The sequence below is a fragment of the Pseudomonas tritici genome (assembly GCF_014268275.3).
Taxonomy (GTDB): Bacteria; Pseudomonadota; Gammaproteobacteria; order Pseudomonadales; family Pseudomonadaceae; genus Aquipseudomonas; species Aquipseudomonas tritici.
Genome location: NZ_CP077084.1, coordinates 619,146 through 641,740 on the forward strand (window position 1 = coordinate 619,146; position 22,595 = coordinate 641,740).

At 61.3% G+C, this 22,595-nt stretch carries 17 protein-coding genes; 16 read left to right on the forward strand and 1 reads right to left on the reverse strand.

The window, feature by feature from the left end; translation table 11 throughout:
- Positions 1-148 precede the first annotated feature (148 nt).
- The 5 genes from HU722_RS02670 to HU722_RS02690 all read left to right on the forward strand — a co-directional run bounded on the left by HU722_RS02670 (position 149) and on the right by HU722_RS02690 (position 7,173).
- The gene (locus HU722_RS02670) at positions 149-3,667 is read left to right on the forward strand and encodes a DUF2339 domain-containing protein (RefSeq protein WP_065889159.1); all 3,519 of its coding nucleotides are present in this window, start codon (positions 149-151) and stop codon (positions 3,665-3,667) included.
- Positions 3,667-5,022, forward strand: a complete 1,356-nt coding sequence (locus tag HU722_RS02675) for a DUF3999 domain-containing protein (RefSeq protein ID WP_065889157.1) — start codon at positions 3,667-3,669, stop codon at positions 5,020-5,022. The genes HU722_RS02670 and HU722_RS02675 overlap by 1 nt, the downstream gene beginning before the upstream one ends.
- A gap of 109 nt (positions 5,023-5,131) precedes the next feature.
- Positions 5,132-6,142: a class 1 fructose-bisphosphatase gene (locus HU722_RS02680; RefSeq protein WP_003237460.1), complete on the forward strand. Its 1,011-nt coding sequence runs from the start codon at positions 5,132-5,134 to the stop codon at positions 6,140-6,142.
- A 176-nt stretch (positions 6,143-6,318) separates the two neighbouring features.
- A complete protein-coding gene (locus HU722_RS02685) occupies positions 6,319-6,573 on the forward strand; it encodes a lipoprotein (protein ID WP_049710452.1) in 255 nt (84 codons plus the stop codon).
- Positions 6,574-6,603: 30 nt separating this feature from the next.
- Positions 6,604-7,173, forward strand: a complete 570-nt coding sequence (locus HU722_RS02690; RefSeq protein WP_038841684.1) for a lipocalin family protein — start codon at positions 6,604-6,606, stop codon at positions 7,171-7,173.
- A gap of 125 nt (positions 7,174-7,298) precedes the next feature.
- Here the strand turns inward: HU722_RS02690 and HU722_RS02695 are convergent, their stop codons facing one another.
- A complete protein-coding gene (locus tag HU722_RS02695; protein ID WP_065875765.1) occupies positions 7,299-8,663 on the reverse strand; it encodes a formimidoylglutamate deiminase in 1,365 nt (454 codons plus the stop codon).
- A 146-nt stretch (positions 8,664-8,809) separates the two neighbouring features.
- Between HU722_RS02695 and hutC the strand changes: the two genes are divergently transcribed.
- From hutC to hutI, 11 genes are all read left to right on the forward strand, one after another.
- Positions 8,810-9,520 (forward strand): histidine utilization transcriptional repressor HutC, encoded by a 711-nt coding sequence (gene hutC / locus HU722_RS02700; RefSeq protein ID WP_173668614.1) that lies wholly within the window; start codon positions 8,810-8,812, stop codon positions 9,518-9,520.
- A complete protein-coding gene (locus HU722_RS02705; RefSeq protein ID WP_065875763.1) occupies positions 9,517-10,077 on the forward strand; it encodes a HutD/Ves family protein in 561 nt (186 codons plus the stop codon). The genes hutC and HU722_RS02705 overlap by 4 nt, the downstream gene beginning before the upstream one ends.
- Before the next feature lie 402 nt (positions 10,078-10,479).
- On the forward strand, positions 10,480-12,150 hold the full coding sequence (gene hutU, locus HU722_RS02710; RefSeq protein WP_065875762.1) for a urocanate hydratase: 1,671 nt from the start codon (positions 10,480-10,482) through the stop codon (positions 12,148-12,150).
- 143 nt (positions 12,151-12,293) lie between these two features.
- Complete coding sequence (locus HU722_RS02715) at positions 12,294-13,739, forward strand: purine-cytosine permease family protein (protein ID WP_065875761.1); 1,446 nt, start codon at positions 12,294-12,296, stop codon at positions 13,737-13,739.
- 69 nt (positions 13,740-13,808) lie between these two features.
- Positions 13,809-14,774 carry an ABC transporter substrate-binding protein gene (locus tag HU722_RS02720; RefSeq protein WP_065875760.1) on the forward strand — a complete coding sequence of 322 codons (966 nt, stop codon included), beginning with the start codon at positions 13,809-13,811 and terminating at the stop codon, positions 14,772-14,774.
- 72 nt (positions 14,775-14,846) lie between these two features.
- Complete coding sequence (locus tag HU722_RS02725) at positions 14,847-15,698, forward strand: ABC transporter permease (RefSeq protein ID WP_049710445.1); 852 nt, start codon at positions 14,847-14,849, stop codon at positions 15,696-15,698.
- Complete coding sequence (locus tag HU722_RS02730) at positions 15,695-16,519, forward strand: quaternary amine ABC transporter ATP-binding protein (protein ID WP_017138612.1); 825 nt, start codon at positions 15,695-15,697, stop codon at positions 16,517-16,519. Before HU722_RS02725 ends, HU722_RS02730 begins: the two co-directional genes overlap by 4 nt.
- 159 nt (positions 16,520-16,678) lie before the next feature.
- Positions 16,679-18,187 (forward strand): HAL/PAL/TAL family ammonia-lyase, encoded by a 1,509-nt coding sequence (locus HU722_RS02735; RefSeq protein ID WP_065889169.1) that lies wholly within the window; start codon positions 16,679-16,681, stop codon positions 18,185-18,187.
- A gap of 33 nt (positions 18,188-18,220) precedes the next feature.
- The gene (gene hutH, locus HU722_RS02740; protein ID WP_139113254.1) at positions 18,221-19,759 is read left to right on the forward strand and encodes a histidine ammonia-lyase; all 1,539 of its coding nucleotides are present in this window, start codon (positions 18,221-18,223) and stop codon (positions 19,757-19,759) included.
- A gap of 200 nt (positions 19,760-19,959) precedes the next feature.
- Complete coding sequence (locus HU722_RS02745; RefSeq protein ID WP_065910800.1) at positions 19,960-21,369, forward strand: amino acid permease; 1,410 nt, start codon at positions 19,960-19,962, stop codon at positions 21,367-21,369.
- 15 nt (positions 21,370-21,384) lie between these two features.
- Positions 21,385-22,590: an imidazolonepropionase gene (gene hutI / locus HU722_RS02750; RefSeq protein ID WP_065875758.1), complete on the forward strand. Its 1,206-nt coding sequence runs from the start codon at positions 21,385-21,387 to the stop codon at positions 22,588-22,590.
- The last annotated feature ends 5 nt before the right edge of the window (positions 22,591-22,595 follow it).

Sequence of the window (22,595 nt, forward strand, 5' to 3'; positions counted from 1 at the left end):
CCCAAGGTGTGGGAGGGGGCTTGCCCCCGATAGCAGAGTGTCAGTTTGCAGATATGTCGACTGGTGCACCGCTATCGGGGGCAAGCCCCCTCCCACATTGGGCCCGCGTCGATATACTGAGCGCCGGTTTGCCTAGGGAATATCGACAATGCAATGGATTTTCATGCTGATTGGCCTTGCGCTCGGCTGGACGCTTGACGAGTCGTTCAGTGACGCGGGCATCGGTGCGCTGTTGGGGCTCGGCATTGGCCAGGCGATTCGCCTGGCGAAGCTGTCGGCCCAAGCGGACCAGCAGGCGCGTCAGTTGGAAACCACGCAAAAGTCGCTGATAGCGCTGGGTGAGCGCCTGCGGCAGTTGGAAGTGCCCGCGCCGACGAGCAGTGTCATCGTCGAAACACCCGTCCCTGAGCCGATAACTGTCACTAAAGCGCCCGAGCTTGTTTGGGAGCTGCCTGCCGACATCGCACCTGTTGCCATGGTCACCGAACCGAGCCAGCCGCTGCCGGCCGACGTTTGGACGCCTGCCCCAACTCCGCGCCCTCAAGCACCTGCGATTCCTCGTGGCCCCAACTTGATCGAACGCGCCATCAGCGGCGCACGCAATTGGCTGTTTGGCGGCAATACCGTGCTGCGGGTTGGCGTGGTGTTGCTGTTTCTCGGCCTGGCCTTCCTGCTGCGTTACGCCACCGAAGGCATGGTGGTGCCGATCGAGGTGCGTTACGCCGGGGTTGCCGCTGCGGCGTTAGGCTTACTGGGCCTGGGCTGGTGGCTGCGGCTGCGTAACAGCAACTACGGCTTGATGTTGCAAGGCACCGGGATCGCAGTGTTGTACCTGACGGTGTTTGCTGCGATGCGTTTGCATCCGTTGATAGACCCGAGTGCGGCGCTGGGCTTGCTGGTGGCCGTCACGGTGTTTTCGGCGATCCTGGCAATCACCCAGGATGCCTTGGGGCTGGCCTGTGCGGCGGCGCTCGGCGGCTTTGCGGCGCCTATCCTCACGTCTACCGGTGCCGGCAACCATGTGGCGCTGTTCAGCTATTTTGCCCTGCTGAATGCAGGCATCCTCGCCATCGCCTGGTTCAAGGCCTGGCGTTTGCTCAACCTGATCGGCTTTGTCGGCACCTTTGGTATCGGCTTCGCCTGGGGTCTGCGCTCCTACACGCCGGAATTGCTGTGGAGCACCGAGCCGTTCCTGATTCTGTTTTTCCTGATGTACCTGACCATCGGCCTATTGTTCGCCCGGCGCAAACTGCTGGAGATGAGCGACGCGCCCGAGGATGACAGCCGTGGCGCGCTGCTGCGCTGGTCGGCGGCCAAGGGTGATTATGTCGACGGCAGCATGTTGTTCGGTCCGCCGCTGGTAGGTTTTGGCTTGCAGTTCGCGCTGGTGCAGCACGTGGAATTCGCCGCCGCGTTCAGCGCGTTGGGCTTGGGCGTCATCTACATGGGGTTGGCCCGGCTGCTGAGCGGCGGGCGCGCCTTGCTGTTGGCGGAGACCTGCCTGGCCCTGGGTGTGATCTTCGCCAGCCTGGCGATTCCCCTCGGGCTGGATGCACGCTGGACGGCTGCGGCCTGGGCGGTGGAAGGCGCCGGAATCTTCTGGCTGGGCTTGCGTCAACAGCGACCACTGGCGCGAGCGTTCGGCTTGCTGCTGCAACTGGGCTCAGCGGTGGCATTCGTCAGTGAGTTGAGCGTTGGCGAGCACACCTTGCTGGACGGAGCGCCATTGGGTGCGCTGCTGCTGGGCGCGGCGTTGCTGTTCAGCTTTGATCAGTTGCGCAAGGCCTCTACCGAACAAGCGACGGATTGGGAGCGCAAAGGCCTGCCCGTGCTGGCGAGCCTTGGCTTGAGCTTTTTGTACCTGCTCGCACCCTTGCTGCTGAATACTCAAGGCACGGCTGTCAGTTGGGCAATCGCCGGTCTGGCGACGCTGTTTGTCGGCCTGCGCATTGGTTCGCGGACCTTCCTGTTCACTGCATTCGCCGTGCAGTTGCTGGGCGGCGCGTTGTTCCTGCTGCGCTTGCAGGGCGGTGACGGGGCGGCGGTATTCAATGCGGGCTGGAGTGGCTTGCTCACGGCTTCGCTGATCGGCCTGGCGTTGATTGGCGGCATGCTCCTGGCGGCGCGCGATGAGATGGTGCGCGGCGATGTACGGCTGTTACGTGGCTTGTCGGTGGTTCTGCTGGCGGGTCTTATCCTGATTAATCTCGCGGTGCTGTTCGTCTTGCCTTGGGAGAGCGCGAGCGGCGTATGGGCGGCCAGCGGTTTGTTGGTCATCTGGCTGAGCCTGTACCTGCAACAGCGCGTCAGCTTTGTGTTCGGCTTGTTGCTGCAACTGATCGGCGGCGGCTCGTTCCTGTTGGCAGTGCCGGAGTTGCTCGGCCCGTTGACCCGTGAGGGGCTGCGTCCGTTGGCCCATAGCGGTTTCTGGACGCCGATGGTGCTGGGCCTGGCGGCACTGGTCGGCGCCTGGCGCTTGCAGCGCGAACCCCACGCGCCGGTGTTTGCCGTGTTGAAATTGCAACGCCTGTCCGACTTGCTGCTGGTGTGGGGCACGGCTTGGTGGACGCTGGCATTGGTCGGCGAAGTGTTGCGGTTTATCCCGCAAGAGCTGCAGGGCCCGTTCCTGCTCGGCACCGCAGCAGTCAGCGTGGCGATCTGGGCGTTTCTGTCCGAGCGGCTGCGCTGGGCGTCGCTGGGCATGCTCTGCACCCTGTTGATGCCGGCGGCCGGTGTGGTGTTGCTGGTGTCTGCGCATAACTATTACCACCCGGCGGCGCAGTACGGTTGGCTGGCTTGGTTGGCGGTGTTTGTGGTGCATTTCATCTCGCTGCGGCGTTTGGCGGCGGTGGTTCCGGCCAAGGTGCTGAGCGCGGCGCACGTAGTGGGCTGCTGGATGCTGATCGGCGTGCTGGCGCTGGAGGTGCGTTACGGCTTGCTGGTGCTGTCGAGCGAGTACAACGCCTGGCGCTGGCTGGGCTGGGCGATTCTGCCAAGCCTGTACCTGGTGCTGGCCGCCGCGCCGCGCCGTTGGCCATGGCCGGTATCGGCGTACCCAAGGGAATACCGCGTGCTGGCCGCGCTACCGCTGGCGGTGCTGATGTTGGGGTGGTTCTGGCTGGCGAACATCTTCAGCGACGGCACGGCCGAGCCGTTGCCTTATGTTCCGCTGCTCAACCCATTGGATCTGGGCTTGTTGTTCGCGCTGCTGGGCATTTACCTGTGGTCGCGCAGTGCGGCGCCTGAGCGTGGGCCGCGTATTGAATTGATCGCCCAGGGCGTGGCGGGTGTCTCGCTGTTCGCCTTCTTTACGGCGTTGGTGATGCGTACCGCTCATCATTGGGGCGGCGTGCCGTTTCAATTGGATGCGTTGCTGGAGTCGATGCTGGTGCAGGCCGGCCTATCGATCGTCTGGACCTTGATTGCCCTTGGCCTGATGATCGGCGGTCACCTGCGCCATCGTCGCGAAGTGTGGCTGATCGGCGCGGCGCTGATTGCGGTGGTGGTGGCCAAACTGTTCTTTGTCGAACTGAGCAACCGTGGCGGCCTGGCGCGGATTGTGTCGTTTATCGGTGTGGGCGGGTTGTTGCTGGTGGTGGGCTACTTTGCGCCGCTGCCGCCAAAACGCGTTGAACCTGTGACTGAAACCGAGGGGGCGTCTTCTTGATGGGCAAGCTGAAACTGAGTGGTTTGGCGGTATGGCTGGCGTGTTCGGCAGCCTTTGCACAGGAAGGTCCGTCCGACTTCACCACCCAGGTACCGCTGGCCGTGAGCGGTAGCGGGCCCTGGTATCGCCTGGAACTGCCACTGGCGGTGCAATTGAGCGCGCGCCAGGCTGATCTCAGCGATGTGCGTGTGTTCAACGCCGCCGGCGAGCCGCAGGCTTATGCGTTGTCGCGTCAATCTTCGCAACGCACCGAAAGCCGCAACGTCACCGACGTGAAGTGGTTCCCGCTGTACGCCGCCGACACCCAGCAAGCCCTGCCCGACGTGGTGATGAAAGCCACCAGCACAGGCACCCTGGTGGAAATAAAACCGTCTACCGCGCCAAAGCCCGGCAAGCAAGTGCTGCGCGGCTGGGTATTGGACGCCAGCGCGATCAAGGCGCCGTTGCAGCAATTGAGCCTGGATTGGAGCCGCGAGCAAGAGGGCTTCCAGCGTTTCAGCATTGAGGCCAGTGATGACTTGCAGCACTGGCAAGCCTGGGGCGATGGGCAGGTGGCGCGCTTGTCATTCGCCGACGAGCGGGTCGAGCAGCATGACGTGAACTTGCCTGGGCAATCGGCACGTTACCTGCGCCTTGTCTGGCAAGGCCAGGCGGCGCCGCTGCTGACCTCGGCAAAGCTGGTGAGCGCGACGAGCAGTAGCCTGCCGATGCCGTTGGTGTGGTCGCAACCCTTGGCGGGCACGCGGCTCAACGCCGGGGAATACAGTTGGCAGTTGCCCACGGGGCTGAGCATCGAGCGACTGCGCATCGAATTGAAGCAACCCAACACGCTGGCGCCCGTTACGCTGGCGGGGCGCAGGGACAGCAAACAGGCGTGGCAGCCACTGAGCAATGGCGTGCTGTATCGCCTCACCCAGAATGGCCAGGACGTGGTGCAGGATGAATTGCAGCTGCCGGGCCAAACGGTCGCCGAACTCAAGTTGGCAGTGGATGAACGCGGCGGCGGCCTGGGCATTGAGGCGCCAGCGCTGCGTTTTGCGGTGCGCGCCACGCAGTTGGTGTTCCTGGCCCGGGGCGAGCCGCCATTTACACTGGCGCTGGGGAATGCATCGGTCAAGGCGGCGAACCTTCCGCTTTCGACCTTGATCCCTGACTACAGCGCCGAGCGTCTCAAGGCATTGGGACAAGCGAAAGTCGCCGGGGAAGTCGCGGTGACGTCGCCGCCGATCGTAGCAGCTGCCGATGCCGGCACGAACTGGAAAAAACTCGGGCTCTGGGCCGTGTTACTGCTCGGCGTGGCGGCACTGGGCGCCATGGCCTACAGTTTGCTGCGCAAGCCGCCGGTGGCACGTTAAATAAAGTCCATGAACTCTATTGGGTTTAAATCCTCTGATAGGAGGAAATACGCCCCGACTCGCGCTAAACTGCGCGGGTTTTCAAGCCACCCATTCTCCGGAGCCATACATGTCCCGCGTTACCTTGAGTCGCTATTTGATCGAGCAGACCCGCAGCAACAACACGCCTGCCGATCTGCGCTTCCTTATCGAAGTGGTGGCGCGTGCTTGCAAGGAAATCAGCCACGCCGTGTCCAAAGGCGCACTGGGTGGTGTCCTGGGCAGCATGGGCACTGAAAACGTGCAGGGCGAAGTGCAGAAGAAGCTCGACGTCATCTCCAACGAGATCCTGCTCGAAGCCAACGAATGGGGTGGTCACCTGGCCGGCATGGCGTCCGAAGAAATGGACAATGCCTACCAGATCCCGGGCAAGTACCCGAAAGGCGCGTACCTGCTGGTGTTCGACCCACTGGACGGCTCGTCCAACATCGACATCAACGCTCCCGTCGGCACCATCTTCTCGGTACTGCGTTGCCCTAACGAGTACTTGAGCCAGAACGAAGCCCTGAACGAAAAGGCCTTCCTGCAGCCAGGCACCGAACAGGTCGCGGCTGGTTACGCGATCTACGGCCCGCAGACCATGCTGGTACTGACCCTGGGCGACGGCGTCAAAGGCTTCACCCTGGACCGCGAAATGGGCAGTTTCGTACTGACCCACGAAGACATCACCATTCCTGCGTCCACCCAGGAATTCGCGATCAACATGTCCAACCAGCGCCACTGGGAAGAACCTGTGACCCGCTACGTAGGCGAGTTGATGGCTGGCGAAGAAGGCCCGTTGAAGAAAAACTTCAACATGCGCTGGGTCGCCGCCATGGTGGCCGACGTGCACCGCATCCTGACCCGTGGTGGCTTGTTCATGTACCCTCGCGACAGCCGCGAGCCGTCCAAGCCGGGCAAATTGCGCCTGATGTATGAAGCCAATCCGATGTCGTTCCTGGTTGAGCAGGCAGGCGGCGCGTCCACCGACGGTCACCAGCGTATCCTCGACATCCAGCCTGAAGGCCTGCACCAGCGTGTGGCGGTATTCCTGGGTTCGAAAGAAGAAGTTGAGCGTGTGACGGCCTATCACAAGAAGTAAGTTGCGGCGATAAGTGATCGGCGTTATTGGGAGCCGGTTCACCCTTAAAGAAGCCCCGAAACGTTTCAGCGTTTTCGGGGCTTTTTTGTTTTCGTTCGTCGGGAACCAGAAACCTCTTTTCCCTTCTAAGCTTCTGGCAGACCCCCATGCTGCTTAGTCCCTCCAGGAGCTTTTCCATGTCGTTACGTCGTCTCGCCTTGCTGACCTTTTGCGTGCTGTTGGCCGCTTGCAGCAAGGTCAACCAAGAAAATTACGCGAAGCTTTCCGCTGGCATGCCTAAGGCTGAAGTGGAATCACTGCTGGGTCAGCCGACTGACTGTTCCGGCGCACTGGGCATGTCCAGCTGCACCTGGGGCGATAAAAACAGCTTTATCAGCGTGCAATATGCCGGTGACAAGGTTCTGATGTTTTCCGGGCAAGGCCTGAAGTAAACCGGGGCGAAAGCCTGCGGGAGAAGAAGAATGATCCGTTTTGTTTTGTTTCTTTGTGCCAGCCTGTTTTTGGCGGGCTGCGCCAGCCATTCTGGCGATGATCTGCAACCCAAGACTGCGAGCAACGTCAACCTCAAGCGTTACCAGGGCACTTGGTATGAGTTGGCCCGATTGCCGATGTACTTCCAGCGCAACTGCGCGCAGTCCGAAGCCCGCTACACATTGCTGCCTGATGGCGACATGTCGGTGTTCAACCGCTGCCTGACGACCGAGTGGAAGTGGGAAGAAGCCAAGGGCACGGCTACGCCGCAAGTGCCGGGCAAGACTGACAAGCTTTGGGTGGAATTCAATAACTGGTTTACCGCACTATTGCCGGGCGTTGCCAAGGGCGATTACTGGGTGTTGTATGTCAGCGATGACTACAAGACCGCGATTGTTGGCAGCCCGAGCCGGCGGTACATGTGGATTTTGTCGCGCACGCCTACGGTGAGCGCCGACACTCGCGAAGACCTGCTGAGCAGGGCGCGGCAGCAGGGTTATGACACCACGCGGTTGATCTGGCGCACGTCGGACAAGCAGATGGCGAAGACTTCGCAGTAAACGGAAACACTGCCGATCAAATGTGGGAGCTGGCTTGCCTGCGATAGCATCACCTCGATATGCCTGACATACCGAGGTGCTTGCATCGCAGGCAAGCCACCTCCCACATGTGTTTTAGGGTGTTATTAACTCAGCAAATCTCTCAAGACTTGTGTGAACGCCCGGCTGCTTTCCTCTTCGCCGGCATGCCGCCCATCCCGCACCACCCACTTCCCGTTAACCAGCACATCACGCACCTGCCGATCCCCACCGGCAAACAACCAGCGATTCAAAATCCCGTCTTCGCTTGCCGTCGCCAGGTACGGATCATTGCCATCCAGTACCAGCCAATCCGCACGTTTACCCACTTCCAACCGGCCAATCGGCTGCCCCAATGCCTGGGCGCCGCCGTCCAGCGCCGCGTCAAACAGCGTGCGCCCCACCATCGGCTGATCATCGCGATACAAGCGGTTACGCCGTTGATCGCGCAGGCGCTGGCCGTATTCGAGCCAGCGCAATTCCTCCACCACGCTCAGTGACACATGGCTGTCGGAACCGATGCCCATGCGTCCGCCTTGGGCGAGAAAATCCACGGCCGGGAAAATCCCGTCACCCAGGTTAGCCTCGGTGGTCAGGCACAAACCGGCAATTGCGCGGCTCTTGGCCATGCGCGTGACCTCTTCAGGATCTGCATGCGTGGCATGCACCAGGCACCAGCGTTCATCCACCTCGACATTGTCATACAGCCATTGCAGCGGGCGCTTTCCGCTCCAGGCCAGGCAGTCGTCGACTTCTTTCTGCTGTTCGGCAATGTGGATATGCACCGGGCACGCCTTGTCGCTGGCGGCCAGCACTGCATGGATTTGCTCGGGCGTGACGGCGCGCAGCGAGTGGAAACACAACCCCAACTGCTGCGCCGGCTGTGCTGCCAGGATCGGTTTCAGCCGCGCCTGCAGGTCCAGATAGTGTTCAGTGCTGTTGATAAACCGCCGCTGGCCTTCATTCGGTGCCTGGCCGCCAAACCCGGAGTGGGTGTAAAGCACAGGCACCAACGTCAGGCCAATGCCACTGCTGGTCGCTGCCTGGCTGATCTGCCGCGACAACTCCGTGCGGTCGGCATACGGCTGGCCGCTGACATCGTGGTGCACATAGTGAAATTCGGCCACCGAGGTATAACCGGCCTTGAGCATCTCGATATACAGCTGACGCGCGATGACGTGCAATTGCTCCGGACTGATCTTGCCGACCATGCGGTACATCAGGTCGCGCCAGGTCCAGAAACTGTCATTCGGGTTGCCGGCCACTTCTGCCAAACCTGCCATTGCACGCTGGAAAGCGTGGGAGTGCAGGTTCGGCATACCCGCCAACACCGGGCCTCTCAGCCGTTCGGCAGCGTCTGCGCTGGCATTGGCCTCAACCTTTGTCAGCACCCCATCTGCGCTGACTTCAAGACGTACATCGTTGGCCCATCCATTAGGCAGCAGCGCGCGTTCGGCAAAGAAAGCGGACATGATCAAGGCACCCCGGTCGTGTGTTTATTTGTATATACATATACAGACGTTTGCCTGCTCGGTAAACTCCGGCAATCTATGCATCTTTTCCCCTGCAAGGATTCCCTGTGCCGACTCCGCCTGCCAAGTCTTCGCTGGCTGCCCACATGGACGAAAGTCCGGCGCCCTTGTATGCCCGCGTCAAACAAATGATCAGCCAGCAGATCCTCAACGGCAACTGGCCGCCTCATTACCGTGTGCCGTCGGAGAGCGAACTGGTCAGCCAGTTGGGTTTCAGCCGCATGACCATCAACCGCGCCCTGCGCGAGCTCACCGCCGAAGGCTTGTTGGTGCGCATGCAGGGCGTCGGCACCTTCGTCGCTGAGCCCAAGAGCCAGTCCGCGCTGTTTGAAGTGCACAACATTGCCGATGAGATCGCTTCTCGCGGTCATCGACACACCTGCCAAGTCATCACCTTGGGCGAAGAAGCTGCCGGTTCCGAGCGCGCCGTCGCCCTGGAAATGCGCGAAGGCGGGCGGGTCTTCCACTCGTTGATCGTGCACTTCGAAAACGATATTCCCGTGCAAATCGAAGACCGTTTCGTCAATGCACTGGTCGCCCCGGAATACCTGCAACAGGATTTCACCCAACAAACGCCCTACGCCTACTTGAACCAGGTTGCACCGTTGACCGAAGGCGAGCACGTGGTCGAAGCCATCCTCGCTGACGCCGCCGAGTGCAAGCTGCTGCAGATCGAGCCCAGCGAACCGTGCCTGTTGATCCGTCGACGCACCTGGTCGGGCCGCCAGCCGGTGACGGCTGCGCGTTTGATTCACCCCGGTTCCCGTCACAGCCTGGAAGGACGTTTCAGTAAATGAGTTCCGTAAAAGTCTGGCGCGCTGCCGATTACGTGCGCATGCCCTGGAAAAACGGCGGCGGCAGTACCGAAGAAATCACCCGTGATGCCGGCGCAGGCCTGGATGGCTTTGGCTGGCGCCTGTCGATTGCGGATATTGCGGAATCGGGCGGTTTTTCCATCTTCGCCGGCTACCAACGGGTGATCACCGTGATCAAAGGCGCCGGCATGGTGCTGACCGTGGATGGCGAAGAACAGCGTGGGTTGTTACCGCTGCAACCTTTTGCGTTCAAGGGGGACAGCCAGGTGGAGTGCCGATTGATCACTGGGCCCATCCGCGATTTCAACCTGATCTATTCTCCGCAGCGTTACCACGCGCGGCTGCAATGGGTCGACGGTGTGCAGCGTTTCTTCAGTACGGCGCAGACGGTGTTGGTGTTCAGCGTTGTCGATGAGGTGAAGGTGCTGGACGAGAAATTGGGGCATCACGATTGCCTGCAAATCGACGGTAACACTGGCCTGTTGGACATTTCCGTCGCCGGCCGTAGCTGCATCATCGAACTGACCGCACGCGGTTAAAAATGTGGGAGCTGACTTGCCTGCGACAACGGCGTTTCAGTGCTAAATGTGCTGACTGACACGCCGCCATCGCAGGCAAGCCAGCTCCCACAATTGTTTTGTGGGGAACATTAAATCTGTTTCCAGTCTCTGCACCAGTTTGTTACCGAATGCCCCAGCGTGGCGCAAAACGACGTTGTCGTGACAAACCTCCCTCGCAGCAAAAGCCTCCCGTAAGAAATTTCATCAAGCCTCGAAGCCTTAATTTCCAAGGCTCGCGCAGGCATCCCCAAAAATTCTCGGCAGCTCTTTTAGAAAGTTGGCCGCTTGATTGCATATGCTTGTATGTACAAGTAAAGATGTGTGCGTAAGAGTCCACTTCGCACCAACACAGTATGCGCATCAATCGCCGAGGAGTTTTTTGTGACTAAGCCAACCAAGTACCGTGACGTAGAAATCCGCGCCGCCCACGGTAACAAGCTCACCGCCAAAAGCTGGCTGACTGAAGCGCCGCTGCGCATGCTGATGAACAACCTCGACCCACAAGTGGCCGAGAACCCGAAAGAACTGGTGGTATACGGCGGTATCGGCCGTGCGGCGCGTAACTGGGAGTGCTACGACCAGATCGTCGAGAGCCTCACCCACCTCAATGATGACGAAACCCTGCTGGTGCAATCCGGCAAGCCGGTTGGCGTGTTCAAGACCCACAGCAACGCTCCGCGCGTACTGATCGCCAACTCCAACCTGGTGCCGCACTGGGCCAGTTGGGAACACTTCAACGAGCTGGATGCCAAGGGCCTGGCCATGTACGGCCAGATGACCGCCGGCAGCTGGATCTACATCGGCAGCCAGGGCATCGTCCAAGGCACCTACGAAACCTTCGTCGAAGCCGGTCGCCAGCATTACAACAGCGACCTGACCGGCCGTTGGGTCCTCACCGCCGGCCTCGGCGGCATGGGCGGCGCCCAACCACTGGCTGCAACCCTGGCCGGCGCGTGCTCGCTGAACATCGAGTGCCAGCAGGTCAGCATCGATTTCCGCCTCAGCAGCCGCTATGTCGACGAGCAAGCCACGGACCTCGACGACGCCCTGGCGCGCATCGCCAAATACACACAGGAAGGCAAGGCCATCTCCATCGCCCTGTTGGGTAACGCGGCGGAAATCCTGCCGGAACTGGTCAAGCGCGGCGTGCGCCCGGACATGGTCACCGACCAGACCAGCGCCCACGACCCACTCAACGGCTACCTGCCGGCCGGCTGGACCTGGGACGAATACCGCGCCCGCGCCAAGACCGAACCGGCTGCCGTAATCAAGGCCGCCAAGCAGTCGATGGCCGTGCACGTCAAAGCCATGCTGGAATTCCAGAAACAAGGCATCCCGACCTTCGACTACGGCAACAACATCCGCCAGATGGCCCAGGAAGAAGGCGTGGAAAATGCCTTCGATTTCCCAGGCTTTGTACCGGCGTACATCCGCCCACTGTTCTGCCGTGGCATCGGCCCGTTCCGTTGGGCTGCACTGTCCGGCGACCCGCAAGACATCTACAAGACCGACGCCAAAGTCAAAGAGCTGATCCCCGACGACGCGCACCTGCACAACTGGCTGGACATGGCCCGCGAGCGCATCAGCTTCCAGGGCCTGCCGGCGCGTATCTGCTGGGTTGGCCTGGGCCAGCGCGCCAAGCTCGGCCTGGCGTTCAACGAAATGGTACGCAGCGGCGAGCTGTCGGCTCCGGTGGTGATCGGTCGCGACCACCTCGATTCCGGCTCGGTCGCCAGCCCGAACCGCGAAACCGAAGCCATGCAGGACGGTTCCGACGCCGTGTCCGACTGGCCGCTGCTCAACGCCTTGCTCAACACCGCCAGCGGCGCGACCTGGGTCTCGCTGCACCACGGCGGCGGCGTGGGCATGGGCTTCTCCCAGCACTCCGGCATGGTCATCGTCTGCGACGGTACCGACGAAGCGGCTGAGCGGATCGCCCGCGTGCTGCACAACGACCCGGCTACCGGGGTGATGCGTCATGCGGATGCGGGTTACCAGATCGCGATCGACTGCGCCAAGGAGCAGGGCCTCAATCTCCCGATGATCAAATAACAAAATGTGGGAGCGGGCTTGCTCGCGAATGCGGTGTATCAGTCACCGGAATCGTTAGCTGACCCACCGCTTTCGCGAGCAAGCCCGCTCCCACATTTGATCTGCAGTGAACCAGAAAACAATCCATCAGAGGTTGAACACACATGGCTGCAAATGACACCACCCCGTTGATCGAAAGGCGTTCGATCGACTACATCCCGGAAGCGGAAAGACACGGTCGTCTATTGAGCCAGTTCACCCTGTGGATGGGCGCCAATCTGCAGATCACTGCGATTGTCACCGGGGCTTTGGCCGTGGTGCTGGGCGGTGATGTGTTCTGGTCGTTGATCGGTTTGCTGATTGGCCAACTGATTGGCGGCGGCGTGATGGCGCTGCATGCGGCGCAAGGGCCCAAGCTGGGCCTGCCGCAGATGATCTCCAGCCGGGTGCAGTTCGGTGTGTATGGCGCGGCTATTCCGATCGTGCTGGTCTGTTTGATGTACCTCGGTTTTACCGCCACCGGCACCGTGCTGTCCGGTCAGGCGCTGGGCCAGTTGTTCGGTGTCAGCGACAGCGTCGGGATCCTGATCTTTGCCAGTGTCATTGTGCTGGTCACGGTGCTGGGTTACCGGGTGATCCATTTCATTGGGCGTGTCGCCAGCGTCATTGGGGTGATTGCCTTTGTCTACCTGTTCAGCCGTCTGATCGGCCAGACCGACGTTGGCGCGCTCCTGCAAATCCGCCACTTCAGCTGGAGCAGCTTCCTGCTGGCGGTGTCGCTCGCGGCCTCCTGGCAGATAGCCTTCGGCCCTTATGTGGCTGACTATTCACGCTATCTGCCGAGCAAGACGTCTTCGGTGAAGACCTTTTTCGCGGCTGGCGCGGGTTCGGTGATTGGGGCGCAGGTGGCGATGACCCTTGGCGTGTTTGCCGCGGCCATGTCCAACGGGCAATTTGCCGGTCACGAAGTGGCCTATATCGTGGGTTTGAGCGGTACCGGTGCCACCGCTGCCCTGCTGTATTTCAGCATCGCGTTCGGCAAGGTCACCATCTCCACGCTCAACTCCTACGGCAGCTTCATGTGCATCGCGACCATCATCAGCGGCTTCCGTGGTCGCCTGGAGGTTACGCGCCTGCAGCGCCTGGTGTTTGTGCTGGTGATTGTCGGCACTGCGACCCTGATCGCGTTGCTCGGTCAGCACTCATTCCTCGGCGCGTTCAAGTCTTTCATCCTGTTCCTGCTGGCGTTCTTTACGCCATGGAGCGCAATCAACCTGGTCGACTACTACTGCATTACCCGCGAGCGCTATGACGTGCCGGCGCTGGCCGACCCTAACGGTCGCTACGGCCGTTGGAACCTGCTCGGTATCAGCGTGTATGTCTTCGGCGTGCTGGTGCAGTTGCCATTTATCTCCACCAAGTTCTACACCGGTCCCTTGGTGGCTGCGCTGGGTGATGTGGATATCTCCTGGATCATCGGGCTGGTGCTTCCCGCAGCCTTGTACTACGTGTGTGCGAAAAAATGGCACGGCACAGTGCCCGATCAATTGATCCTGCCAGTAGAGCAGGGCGCTACACCAACAACAAACGGGCTGGCTGCACAAGCCTGATGGGACGTGGACAGGGCAGGACGCCTACTGACTGCCGTAATCCATTTCAAGATTGGGAGCGTCACAACAATGAAAATGCATAAGACCCTGTTGGCCACACTGTTCTCTGCGGGCGTGCTGGCGAGCGTTGGCGCCCAGGCGGCGGGCTGGTGCGAATCCGGCAAACCGGTGAAGTTCGCCGGCCTGAACTGGGAAAGCGGCATGTTGCTTACCGACATCCTGCAAACCGTGCTGGAAAAAGGCTACGACTGCAAAACCGACAGCCTGCCAGGTAACTCCATCACCATGGAAAACGCCCTGAGCAGCAACGATATCCAAGTGTTTGCCGAAGAATGGGTCGGCCGCAGCGAGGTCTGGAACAAGGCCGAGAAGGCCGGCAAAGTCGTCGGTGTCGGCGCTCCGATCGTCGGCGCGATTGAAGGCTGGTACGTGCCGCGCTACGTGATCGAAGGCGACGCCAAGCGCAAGCTGGAAGCCAAGGCCCCGGACCTGAAAAACATCGCCGACCTGGCCAAGTACGCCTCGGTGTTCAAGGACCAGGAAGAACCGTCCAAGGGTCGCTTCTACAACTGCCCGGCCGGCTGGACCTGCGAGCTGGACAACAGCGAAATGCTCAAGAGCTATGGCCTGGAAAGCACCTACACCAACTTCCGCCCAGGCACCGGCCCGGCGCTGGATGCGGCGGTGCTGTCGAGCTACAAGCGTGGCGAACCGATCCTGTTTTACTACTGGTCGCCGACCCCGCTGATGGGCCAGGTCGACCTGGTCAAGCTGGAAGAAAAACCCGGCGTGGATAAGAGCGTGAGCATCAAGGTCGGCCTGTCCAAGACCTTCCACGAGCAGGCCCCGGAACTGGTGGCTGTGCTGGAAAAGGTCAACCTGCCGATCGACCTGCTGAACCAGAACCTGGGTCGTATGGCCAAGGAGCGAATTGAGTCGCCGAAACTGGCGAAAATATTCCTCAAGGAACATCCTGAAGTCTGGCACGCCTGGGTGAGCGAAGACGCAGCCAAGAAAATCGACGCGGCCTTGTAGGTCAAGACTGTCCGGCTACCCTTAGGGGCTGGTCGGACAGCCGGCCACAACCCATTGGATCGAGAGCACGTTATGTTTCCTGAGAGTTTTACGTTTTCCATCGCCGACTGGGTCAACGGTTGGGTGGATTCCTTGGTTACCAACTACGGTGATGTGTTCCGGCACATTTCCGACACCCTGCTGTGGGCCATCGTCAACCTGGAAGGGATGCTGCGTGCGGCGCCCTGGTGGTTGATGCTGGCGATCGTCGGTGCGGTGGCCTGGCACGCCACGCGCAAGGTCGTAACCACGGCGGTGATCGTCGGGTTGCTGTTCCTGGTGGGCGCAGTTGGCCTGTGGGACAAGCTGATGCAAACCCTCGCGTTGATGATGGTCGCCACCGTGATCTCGGTGTTGATCGGCATTCCGCTGGGCATTCTGTCGGCACGCAGCAATCGCCTGCGTTCGGTGCTGATGCCGCTCCTCGACATCATGCAAACCATGCCGAGCTTTGTGTACTTGATCCCGGTGCTGATGCTGTTCGGCCTGGGCAAGGTCCCGGCGATTTTCGCCACGGTGATCTACGCCGCGCCGCCGTTGATTCGCCTGACCGACTTAGGCATTCGCCAGGTCGACGGCGAAGTCATGGAAGCCATCAACGCCTTTGGTGCCAACCGCTGGCAGCAACTGTTCGGCGTGCAACTGCCGCTGGCATTGCCCAGCATCATGGCCGGGATCAACCAGACCACGATGATGGCGTTGTCGATGGTGGTCATCGCCTCGATGATCGGCGCCCGTGGCTTGGGTGAGGACGTGCTCGTCGGCATCCAGACCCTCAACGTTGGCCGTGGCCTTGAGGCCGGGCTGGCGATCGTGATTCTCGCAGTGGTCATTGACCGCATTACCCAGGCCTATGGTCGTCCACGGCATGAGGCGAGCAAATGACTACTGTCAGCAAAATCGAAGTTAAAAACGTCTTCAAGATCTTCGGCAACCGATCCAAGGAGGCCTTGGCGATGGTTGGCCAGGGCAAGACCAAGGATCAGGTCCTGGCTGAGACCGGCTGCGTGGTCGGCGTGAATGACCTGTCGCTGAGCATCGGCACCGGCGAGATCTTCGTGATCATGGGCCTGTCGGGTTCCGGAAAATCCACGTTGGTGCGCCACTTCAACCGCCTGATCGACCCTACCAGCGGCGCGATCCTGGTGGACGGCGAAGACATTCTGCAACTGGACATGGAAGCCCTGCGCCAATTCCGTCGGCACAAGATCAGCATGGTGTTCCAGAGCTTCGGCCTGCTGCCGCACAAGAGCGTGCTCGACAACGTCGCCTACGGCCTGAAAGTGCGTGGCGAAACCAAGCAGGTGTGCGCCGAGCGCGCCTTGCACTGGATCGAAACCGTGGGCCTCAAAGGCTACGAAAATAAATACCCGCACCAGCTTTCCGGCGGCATGCGCCAGCGTGTCGGCCTGGCCCGTGCATTGGCGGCTGACACCGACATCATCTTGATGGATGAAGCCTTCAGCGCCCTCGACCCGCTTATCCGCGCCGAGATGCAAGACCAGTTGCTGGAACTGCAAAAGACCTTGCACAAGACCATCGTGTTCATCACCCACGACCTCGACGAAGCCGTACGCATAGGCAACCGCATTGCGATCCTCAAGGACGGCAAGCTGATCCAGGTCGGCACCCCGCGCGAGATTTTGCATTCGCCGGCGGATGAGTATGTGGATCGGTTTGTCCAGCGGCGGGCGGCGGTGGTGTGAGCCAGGTTTTGTGGTGAACCGGCTGGCGCTATCGCAGCGGTGCGACGATTCGACAAGCCAGCTCCCACATTTGACTGGGTTCACGCAGTTCAAATGTGGGAGCGGGCTTGCTCGCGAAGAGGCCGGCAAAGCTGCACAAGAATTAAAGAAGGTATGAAGATGTCCCAGGCAGCAAAAATCATCATCGCCGACGCCCCCCTGCGCTGGCAGGACGTGGTCGCCGTGGCCCGCCACGGCGCCGTGCTCGAACTCTCGGGCCAAGCCTGGGCGCGCATCGACAATGCCCAGGCCATCGTGCAGCGCATCGTTACCAGCGGCGAGCGCGCCTATGGGGTGAACACCGGCCTGGGCGCGCTGTGCAATGTGTCGCTCAAAGGCGAGCAACTCAGCCAGCTGTCGCGCAATACCCTGCTCAGCCATGCCTGTGGCGTCGGCCCGGTGCTCAGCGATGAACAAACGCGCGCGATCATCTGCGCCGCCGTCATCAACTACAGCCACGGCAAGTCCGGCCTGCATCCGCAGGTGGTGCATTCGCTGCTGGCGTTGCTCAACCACGGCATCACACCGCAAGTGCCGTCCCAGGGTTCGGTGGGTTACCTGACCCATATGGCCCACGTCGGCGTGGCCTTGCTGGGTGTTGGCACGGTGAGCTATTGCGGCCAGATAGTGTCGGCGCAAGAAGCCCTGGCTGCTGAAGGTTTGCAGTCGGTGGTGCTTGGCGCCAAAGACGGCCTGTGCCTGGTCAACGGCACGCCATGCATGACCGGGCTGAGCTGCCTGGCCCTGGCCGACGCGCATCACTTGCTGCAATGGGCCGACGTGATCGGCGCCATGAGTTTTGAGGCCCAACGTGGTCAGATCGATGCGTTTGATGAAGAAATCATCGCGCTCAAGCCGCACCCCGGCATGCAACACGTGGGCAGCAACCTGCGCGCCTTGCTTGATGGCAGCGAAGTGATCGCCAGCAGCCGTGGTATTCGCACCCAGGACGCACTGAGCATCCGCTCAATCCCGCAAATCCACGGCGCGGCGCGTGACCAGGTGGAGCACGCCACGCGGCAGATTGAGACTGAACTCAACAGCGCCACCGACAACCCACTGCTGCTCGGCACGCCGGACCACTACCGCGTGGTGTCCCAGGCCAATCCCCACGGCCAATCCGTCGCATTGGCGGCAGACATGCTCGCCATTGCCATGGCCGAAATCGGCTCGGTGGCCGAACGCCGCCTGGACCGCCTGATCAACCCGCATGTCAGTGGCTTGCCGGCGTTCCTGGTCAGCAACCCCGGGGTCAACTCCGGGATGATGATCGTGCAGTACGTCGCCGCCTCGCTGTGCGGGCAAAACCGCCAACTGGCGCAACCGGCGGTGCTCGACAACTTCGTCACCTCGGGCCTGCAGGAAGACCACCTGAGCATGGGCACCAACGCCGCGCTCAAGCTGCACCAAGTGTTGGCCAACGTGACGCAGATCCTTGCCATCGAGTACTTGCTGGCGGCCCAGGCGTATGAGTTCCTCAAAGACCAGCGTTTCGGTGCAGGCACTGACCGCGCCTGGCGCCTGCTGCGTGAAGTTGTACCTGCTTATGAGCAGGACCGTTGGCTGGCGCCGGACATTGCGAGCGCTGCCCAACTGATCAACGACACCGCTTTCCCTAATTTGCACTGAACACTTTATTCAAAAGAACAATTCACAAGGAGTATGAATGTGACTGCGCTAAACCTGATTCCAGGCCAACTGAGCCTTGCCCAACTGCGGGCCATCTACCAGCAGCCGGTAACCCTCAGCCTGGATGAAAGCGCCACGGCGCAGATCGAAGCCAGCGTTGCCTGCGTGGAGCAGATTCTTGCCGAGAACCGCACCGCCTATGGCATCAACACCGGCTTCGGCCTGCTCGCCTCGACCCGCATCGCCAGCGAAGACTTGGAAAACCTCCAGCGCTCCCTCGTGCTGTCCCACGCCGCCGGTGTGGGTGAGCCGATCAGCGATGCGCTGGTGCGGCTGGTCATGGTGCTCAAGGTCAACAGCCTGAGCCGTGGGTTCTCCGGGATCCGCCGCCAAGTGATCGACGCGCTGATCGCGCTGATCAACGCCGAGGTGTATCCGCATATTCCGTTGAAAGGTTCGGTCGGTGCGTCCGGCGACCTGGCGCCGTTGGCGCACATGTCCCTGGTGCTACTGGGCGAAGGCAAGGCGCGCTACAAGGGCGAATGGCTGGAAGCCACCGACGCGCTGAAAGTCGCCGGCCTCACGCCGTTGACCCTCGCCGCCAAGGAAGGCCTGGCTTTGCTCAACGGCACTCAGGTGTCCACCGCCTATGCCTTGCGTGGGTTGTTTGAAGGCGAAGACCTGTTCGCCGGCGCCCTGGCGTGCGGCGCCCTCACCGTGGAAGCGGTACTCGGTTCGCGCTCGCCGTTCGACGCACGTATTCATGCCGCACGTGGCCAGCGTGGGCAGATCGATTCAGCAGCGGCCTACCGTGACCTGCTGGGCGAAAGCAGCCAGGTTTCGCAGTCGCACCAGAACTGCGACAAGGTGCAGGACCCGTACTCCCTGCGCTGCCAGCCCCAAGTCATGGGCGCTTGCCTGACCCAGTTCCGCCAGGCAGCTGAAGTGCTGGTGGTGGAAGCCAACGCCGTGTCGGATAACCCGCTGGTGTTTGCAGCCGAAGGCGACGTGATCTCGGGCGGCAACTTCCACGCCGAACCTGTTGCTATGGCTGCCGATAATATGGCGCTGGCCATCGCTGAAATCGGTTCGCTGAGCGAGCGCCGTATCTCGTTGATGATGGACAAGCACATGTCGCAATTGCCGCCGTTCCTGGTGGGCAATGGTGGGGTCAACTCCGGCTTCATGATCGCCCAGGTGACTGCCGCCGCACTCGCCAGCGAGAACAAGGCGCTGGCTCACCCGCACAGTGTCGACAGCCTGCCGACTTCTGCCAACCAGGAAGACCATGTGTCCATGGCACCGGCTGCCGGCAAGCGTCTGTGGGAGATGGCTGAGAATACGCGTGGCGTTCTCGCCGTGGAATGGCTGGCAGCCTGCCAGGGCCTGGACCTGCGCGAAGGCCTGAAAACCTCGCCGAAGTTGGAAAAGGCGCGCGGAATTCTGCGCGACAAAGTGGCGTTCTATGACAAGGACCGATTCTTCGCCCCGGACATCAACGCCGCCAGCGAATTGCTCGCCACTCGCTGCCTGAATGAGCTGGTGCCGGCCAATCTCCTGCCGAGCCTGTAACCGCAACACCTTGTAGTGAGCGGGCTTGCCCCGCGCTGGGCTGCGCAGCAGCCCTGAAGTGGCCACCGCATGTCTTCAGACAGAACGCGAGGCAGGTTTTGGGGCTGCTTCGCAGCCCAGCGCGGGGCAAGCCCGCTCACTACAGTTGTCAGGCGCCAGGTTCGGATTTTTCTCAGGATAAAAATAATTAAGGACGAGAAATGCACCAGCAAGAAAAGGGTTTGAAACGCGGGCTCAGCGCCCGACATATTCGCTTCATGGCACTCGGTTCCGCGATTGGTACCGGGCTGTTCTATGGCTCTGCCTCTGCGATCCAGATGGCGGGCCCCGCCGTGCTGCTGGCCTACTTGATCGGCGGCGCCGCCGTGTTCATGGTGATGCGCGCCCTCGGCGAGATGGCCGTGCACAACCCAGTGTCTGGCTCCTTCGGCCAGTACGCCAGCACCTACCTGGGCCCCATGGCCGGGTTTATCCTGGGCTGGACCTATGCCTTTGAAATGATCATCGTGTGCCTGGCCGATGTGACCGCGTTCGGCATCTACATGGGCTTCTGGTTTCCCGAGGTTGCGCGCTGGGTCTGGGTGCTCGGCATCGTGTTTCTGATCGGCGGCCTGAACCTGTGCAACGTCAAAGTGTTTGGCGAAATGGAGTTCTGGCTGTCGCTGCTCAAGGTCGGCGCGATTGTCGCGATGATCCTCGGCGGCTTCGGCATCATGCTGTTCGGCATCCATTCTTCCGGTGAAACCCAGGCCAGCGGCCTCAGCAACCTGTGGGCCCACGGCGGCTTCATGCCTAATGGCATCGGCGGCCTGATCGCCTCGTTCGCAGTGGTGATGTTCGCCTTTGGCGGCATCGAAATCATCGGCATCACCGCCGGCGAAGCCAAGGATCCGCAACGTGTGATCCCCAAGGCGATCAACGCGGTACCGCTGCGCATCCTGTTGTTCTACGTGCTCACCCTGTTTGTGCTGATGGCCATCTACCCGTGGCCGCAGATTGGCAGTCAGGGCAGCCCGTTCGTGCAGATCTTCAGCAACCTGGGGATCGGCTCGGCGGCGACCATCCTCAATATTGTGGTGATTTCGGCGGCAGTCTCGGCCATCAACAGTGACATTTTTGGCGCCGGCCGCATGATGTACGGCCTGGCCCAGCAAGGGCAGGCGCCCAAGGGTTTTGCACAATTGTCCAAGCACGGCGTGCCGTGGATGACCGTGCTGGTGATGGGCGCGGCACTGCTGGGCGGCGTGGTGCTCAACTACCTGATCCCGGAAAACGTGTTTCTGGTGATTGCCTCGATTGCTACCTTCGCCACTGTTTGGGTGTGGCTGATGATCCTGTTCACCCAAGTCGCCATGCGCCGCTCGATGACGAAAGAACAGGTCGCCGAGCTGAAATTCCCGGTGCCGTTCTGGCCCTACGCGCCAGCGGCCGCCATCGTCTTCATGCTGTTCGTGTTTGGCGTGCTGGGTTACTTCCCGGACACCCAGGCCGCCTTGCTGGTCGGTGCCGTGTGGATCGTGTTGCTGGTCGTCGCGTACCTGCTGTGGGTCAAACCTTCGGCAGGGCAAGCGGCCAAGGTCCACTACGACGCGGCTTTGTCTCATCGATAACTTAGGGAGGCGTTGATGAAAACGCTTTGGCAACACTGCCACGTCGCAACCATGGCCCAGGGCAAGTACTCGATCATCGAGGATGCCGCCATGGTGACTGCCGGCTCGCTCATCCAGTGGATCGGCCCCCGCAGCCAAGTACCCACGGCGGATTACGCCCAGGTGCATGACCTGCAAGGCGCGTGGGTCACCCCCGGCCTGATCGACTGCCATACCCACACGGTGTTTGGCGGTAACCGCAGCGGCGAATTCGAGCAGCGCCTCGAAGGCGTGAGCTACGCCGAGATCGCGGCCAAGGGCGGTGGCATTGCCAGCACCGTGCGTGCCACTCGTGCCGCGACCGAGGATGAACTGTTCGCCAGCGCCCACAAGCGCTTGCGCAGTTTGCTGCGCGACGGCGTCACTACGGTAGAGATCAAGTCCGGCTATGGCCTGGACTTGGTCAACGAACGCAAAATGCTGCGGGTCGCCCGTCGCCTCGGCGAAGCGCTGCCGGTCAGCGTGCGTGCCACGTGCCTGGCGGCTCATGCGTTGCCGCCGGAGTACAAGGACCGCGCCGACGACTACATCGACCACATCTGCGCCGAGATGCTGCCGGCCTTGGCGGCAGAAGGGCTGGTAGATGCGGTGGATGCGTTCTGCGAATACCTGGCGTTTTCCACCGAGCAGGTGGAGCGCGTGTTCAAAGTCGCCCAGCAACTTGGCCTGCCGGTGAAGCTGCACGCCGAGCAACTCTCGTCGCTGCACGGCTCCAGCCTGGCTGCGCGTTACCACGCGTTGTCGGCGGACCACCTGGAGTTCATGACCGAAGACGACGCCATCGCCATGGCCGCCTCCGGCACCGTCGCGGTATTGCTGCCAGGCGCGTTCTACTTCCTGCGTGAAACCCAATTGCCGCCCATGGAGGCCCTGCGCAAGCACGGCGTGAAAATTGCCATCGCCAGCGACCTCAACCCCGGCACTTCGCCGGCGCTGTCGGTGCGCTTGATGCTGAATATGGCCTGCACGCTGTTTCGCATGACTCCTGAAGAAGCATTGGCCGGCGCCACGCAACACGCGGCCACCGCATTGGGCATGGGCGACACCCATGGTTCCCTGGAAGCGGGCAAGGTCGCGGATTTTGTTGCCTGGCAGATTGATCGTCCCGCCGACCTGGCTTACTGGCTGGGCGGCGAGCTGGATAAACGCGTCGTGCGCCACGGCGTCGATGTCACCGTATAAGGAGT

Coding starts and splice junctions, on each gene's coding strand:
- HU722_RS02670 (WP_065889159.1), top strand. CDS start 149: ATGCAATGGATTTTCATGCTGATTGGCCTTGCGCTCGGCTGGACGCTT.
- HU722_RS02675 (WP_065889157.1), top strand. CDS start 3,667: ATGGGCAAGCTGAAACTGAGTGGTTTGGCGGTATGGCTGGCGTGTTCG.
- HU722_RS02680 (WP_003237460.1), top strand. CDS start 5,132: ATGTCCCGCGTTACCTTGAGTCGCTATTTGATCGAGCAGACCCGCAGC.
- HU722_RS02685 (WP_049710452.1), top strand. CDS start 6,319: ATGTCGTTACGTCGTCTCGCCTTGCTGACCTTTTGCGTGCTGTTGGCC.
- HU722_RS02690 (WP_038841684.1), top strand. CDS start 6,604: ATGATCCGTTTTGTTTTGTTTCTTTGTGCCAGCCTGTTTTTGGCGGGC.
- HU722_RS02695 (WP_065875765.1), bottom strand. CDS start 8,663: ATGTCCGCTTTCTTTGCCGAACGCGCGCTGCTGCCTAATGGATGGGCC.
- hutC (WP_173668614.1), top strand. CDS start 8,810: ATGGACGAAAGTCCGGCGCCCTTGTATGCCCGCGTCAAACAAATGATC.
- HU722_RS02705 (WP_065875763.1), top strand. CDS start 9,517: ATGAGTTCCGTAAAAGTCTGGCGCGCTGCCGATTACGTGCGCATGCCC.
- HU722_RS02715 (WP_065875761.1), top strand. CDS start 12,294: ATGGCTGCAAATGACACCACCCCGTTGATCGAAAGGCGTTCGATCGAC.
- HU722_RS02720 (WP_065875760.1), top strand. CDS start 13,809: ATGAAAATGCATAAGACCCTGTTGGCCACACTGTTCTCTGCGGGCGTG.
- HU722_RS02725 (WP_049710445.1), top strand. CDS start 14,847: ATGTTTCCTGAGAGTTTTACGTTTTCCATCGCCGACTGGGTCAACGGT.
- HU722_RS02730 (WP_017138612.1), top strand. CDS start 15,695: ATGACTACTGTCAGCAAAATCGAAGTTAAAAACGTCTTCAAGATCTTC.
- HU722_RS02735 (WP_065889169.1), top strand. CDS start 16,679: ATGTCCCAGGCAGCAAAAATCATCATCGCCGACGCCCCCCTGCGCTGG.
- hutH (WP_139113254.1), top strand. CDS start 18,221: ATGAATGTGACTGCGCTAAACCTGATTCCAGGCCAACTGAGCCTTGCC.
- HU722_RS02745 (WP_065910800.1), top strand. CDS start 19,960: ATGCACCAGCAAGAAAAGGGTTTGAAACGCGGGCTCAGCGCCCGACAT.
- hutI (WP_065875758.1), top strand. CDS start 21,385: ATGAAAACGCTTTGGCAACACTGCCACGTCGCAACCATGGCCCAGGGC.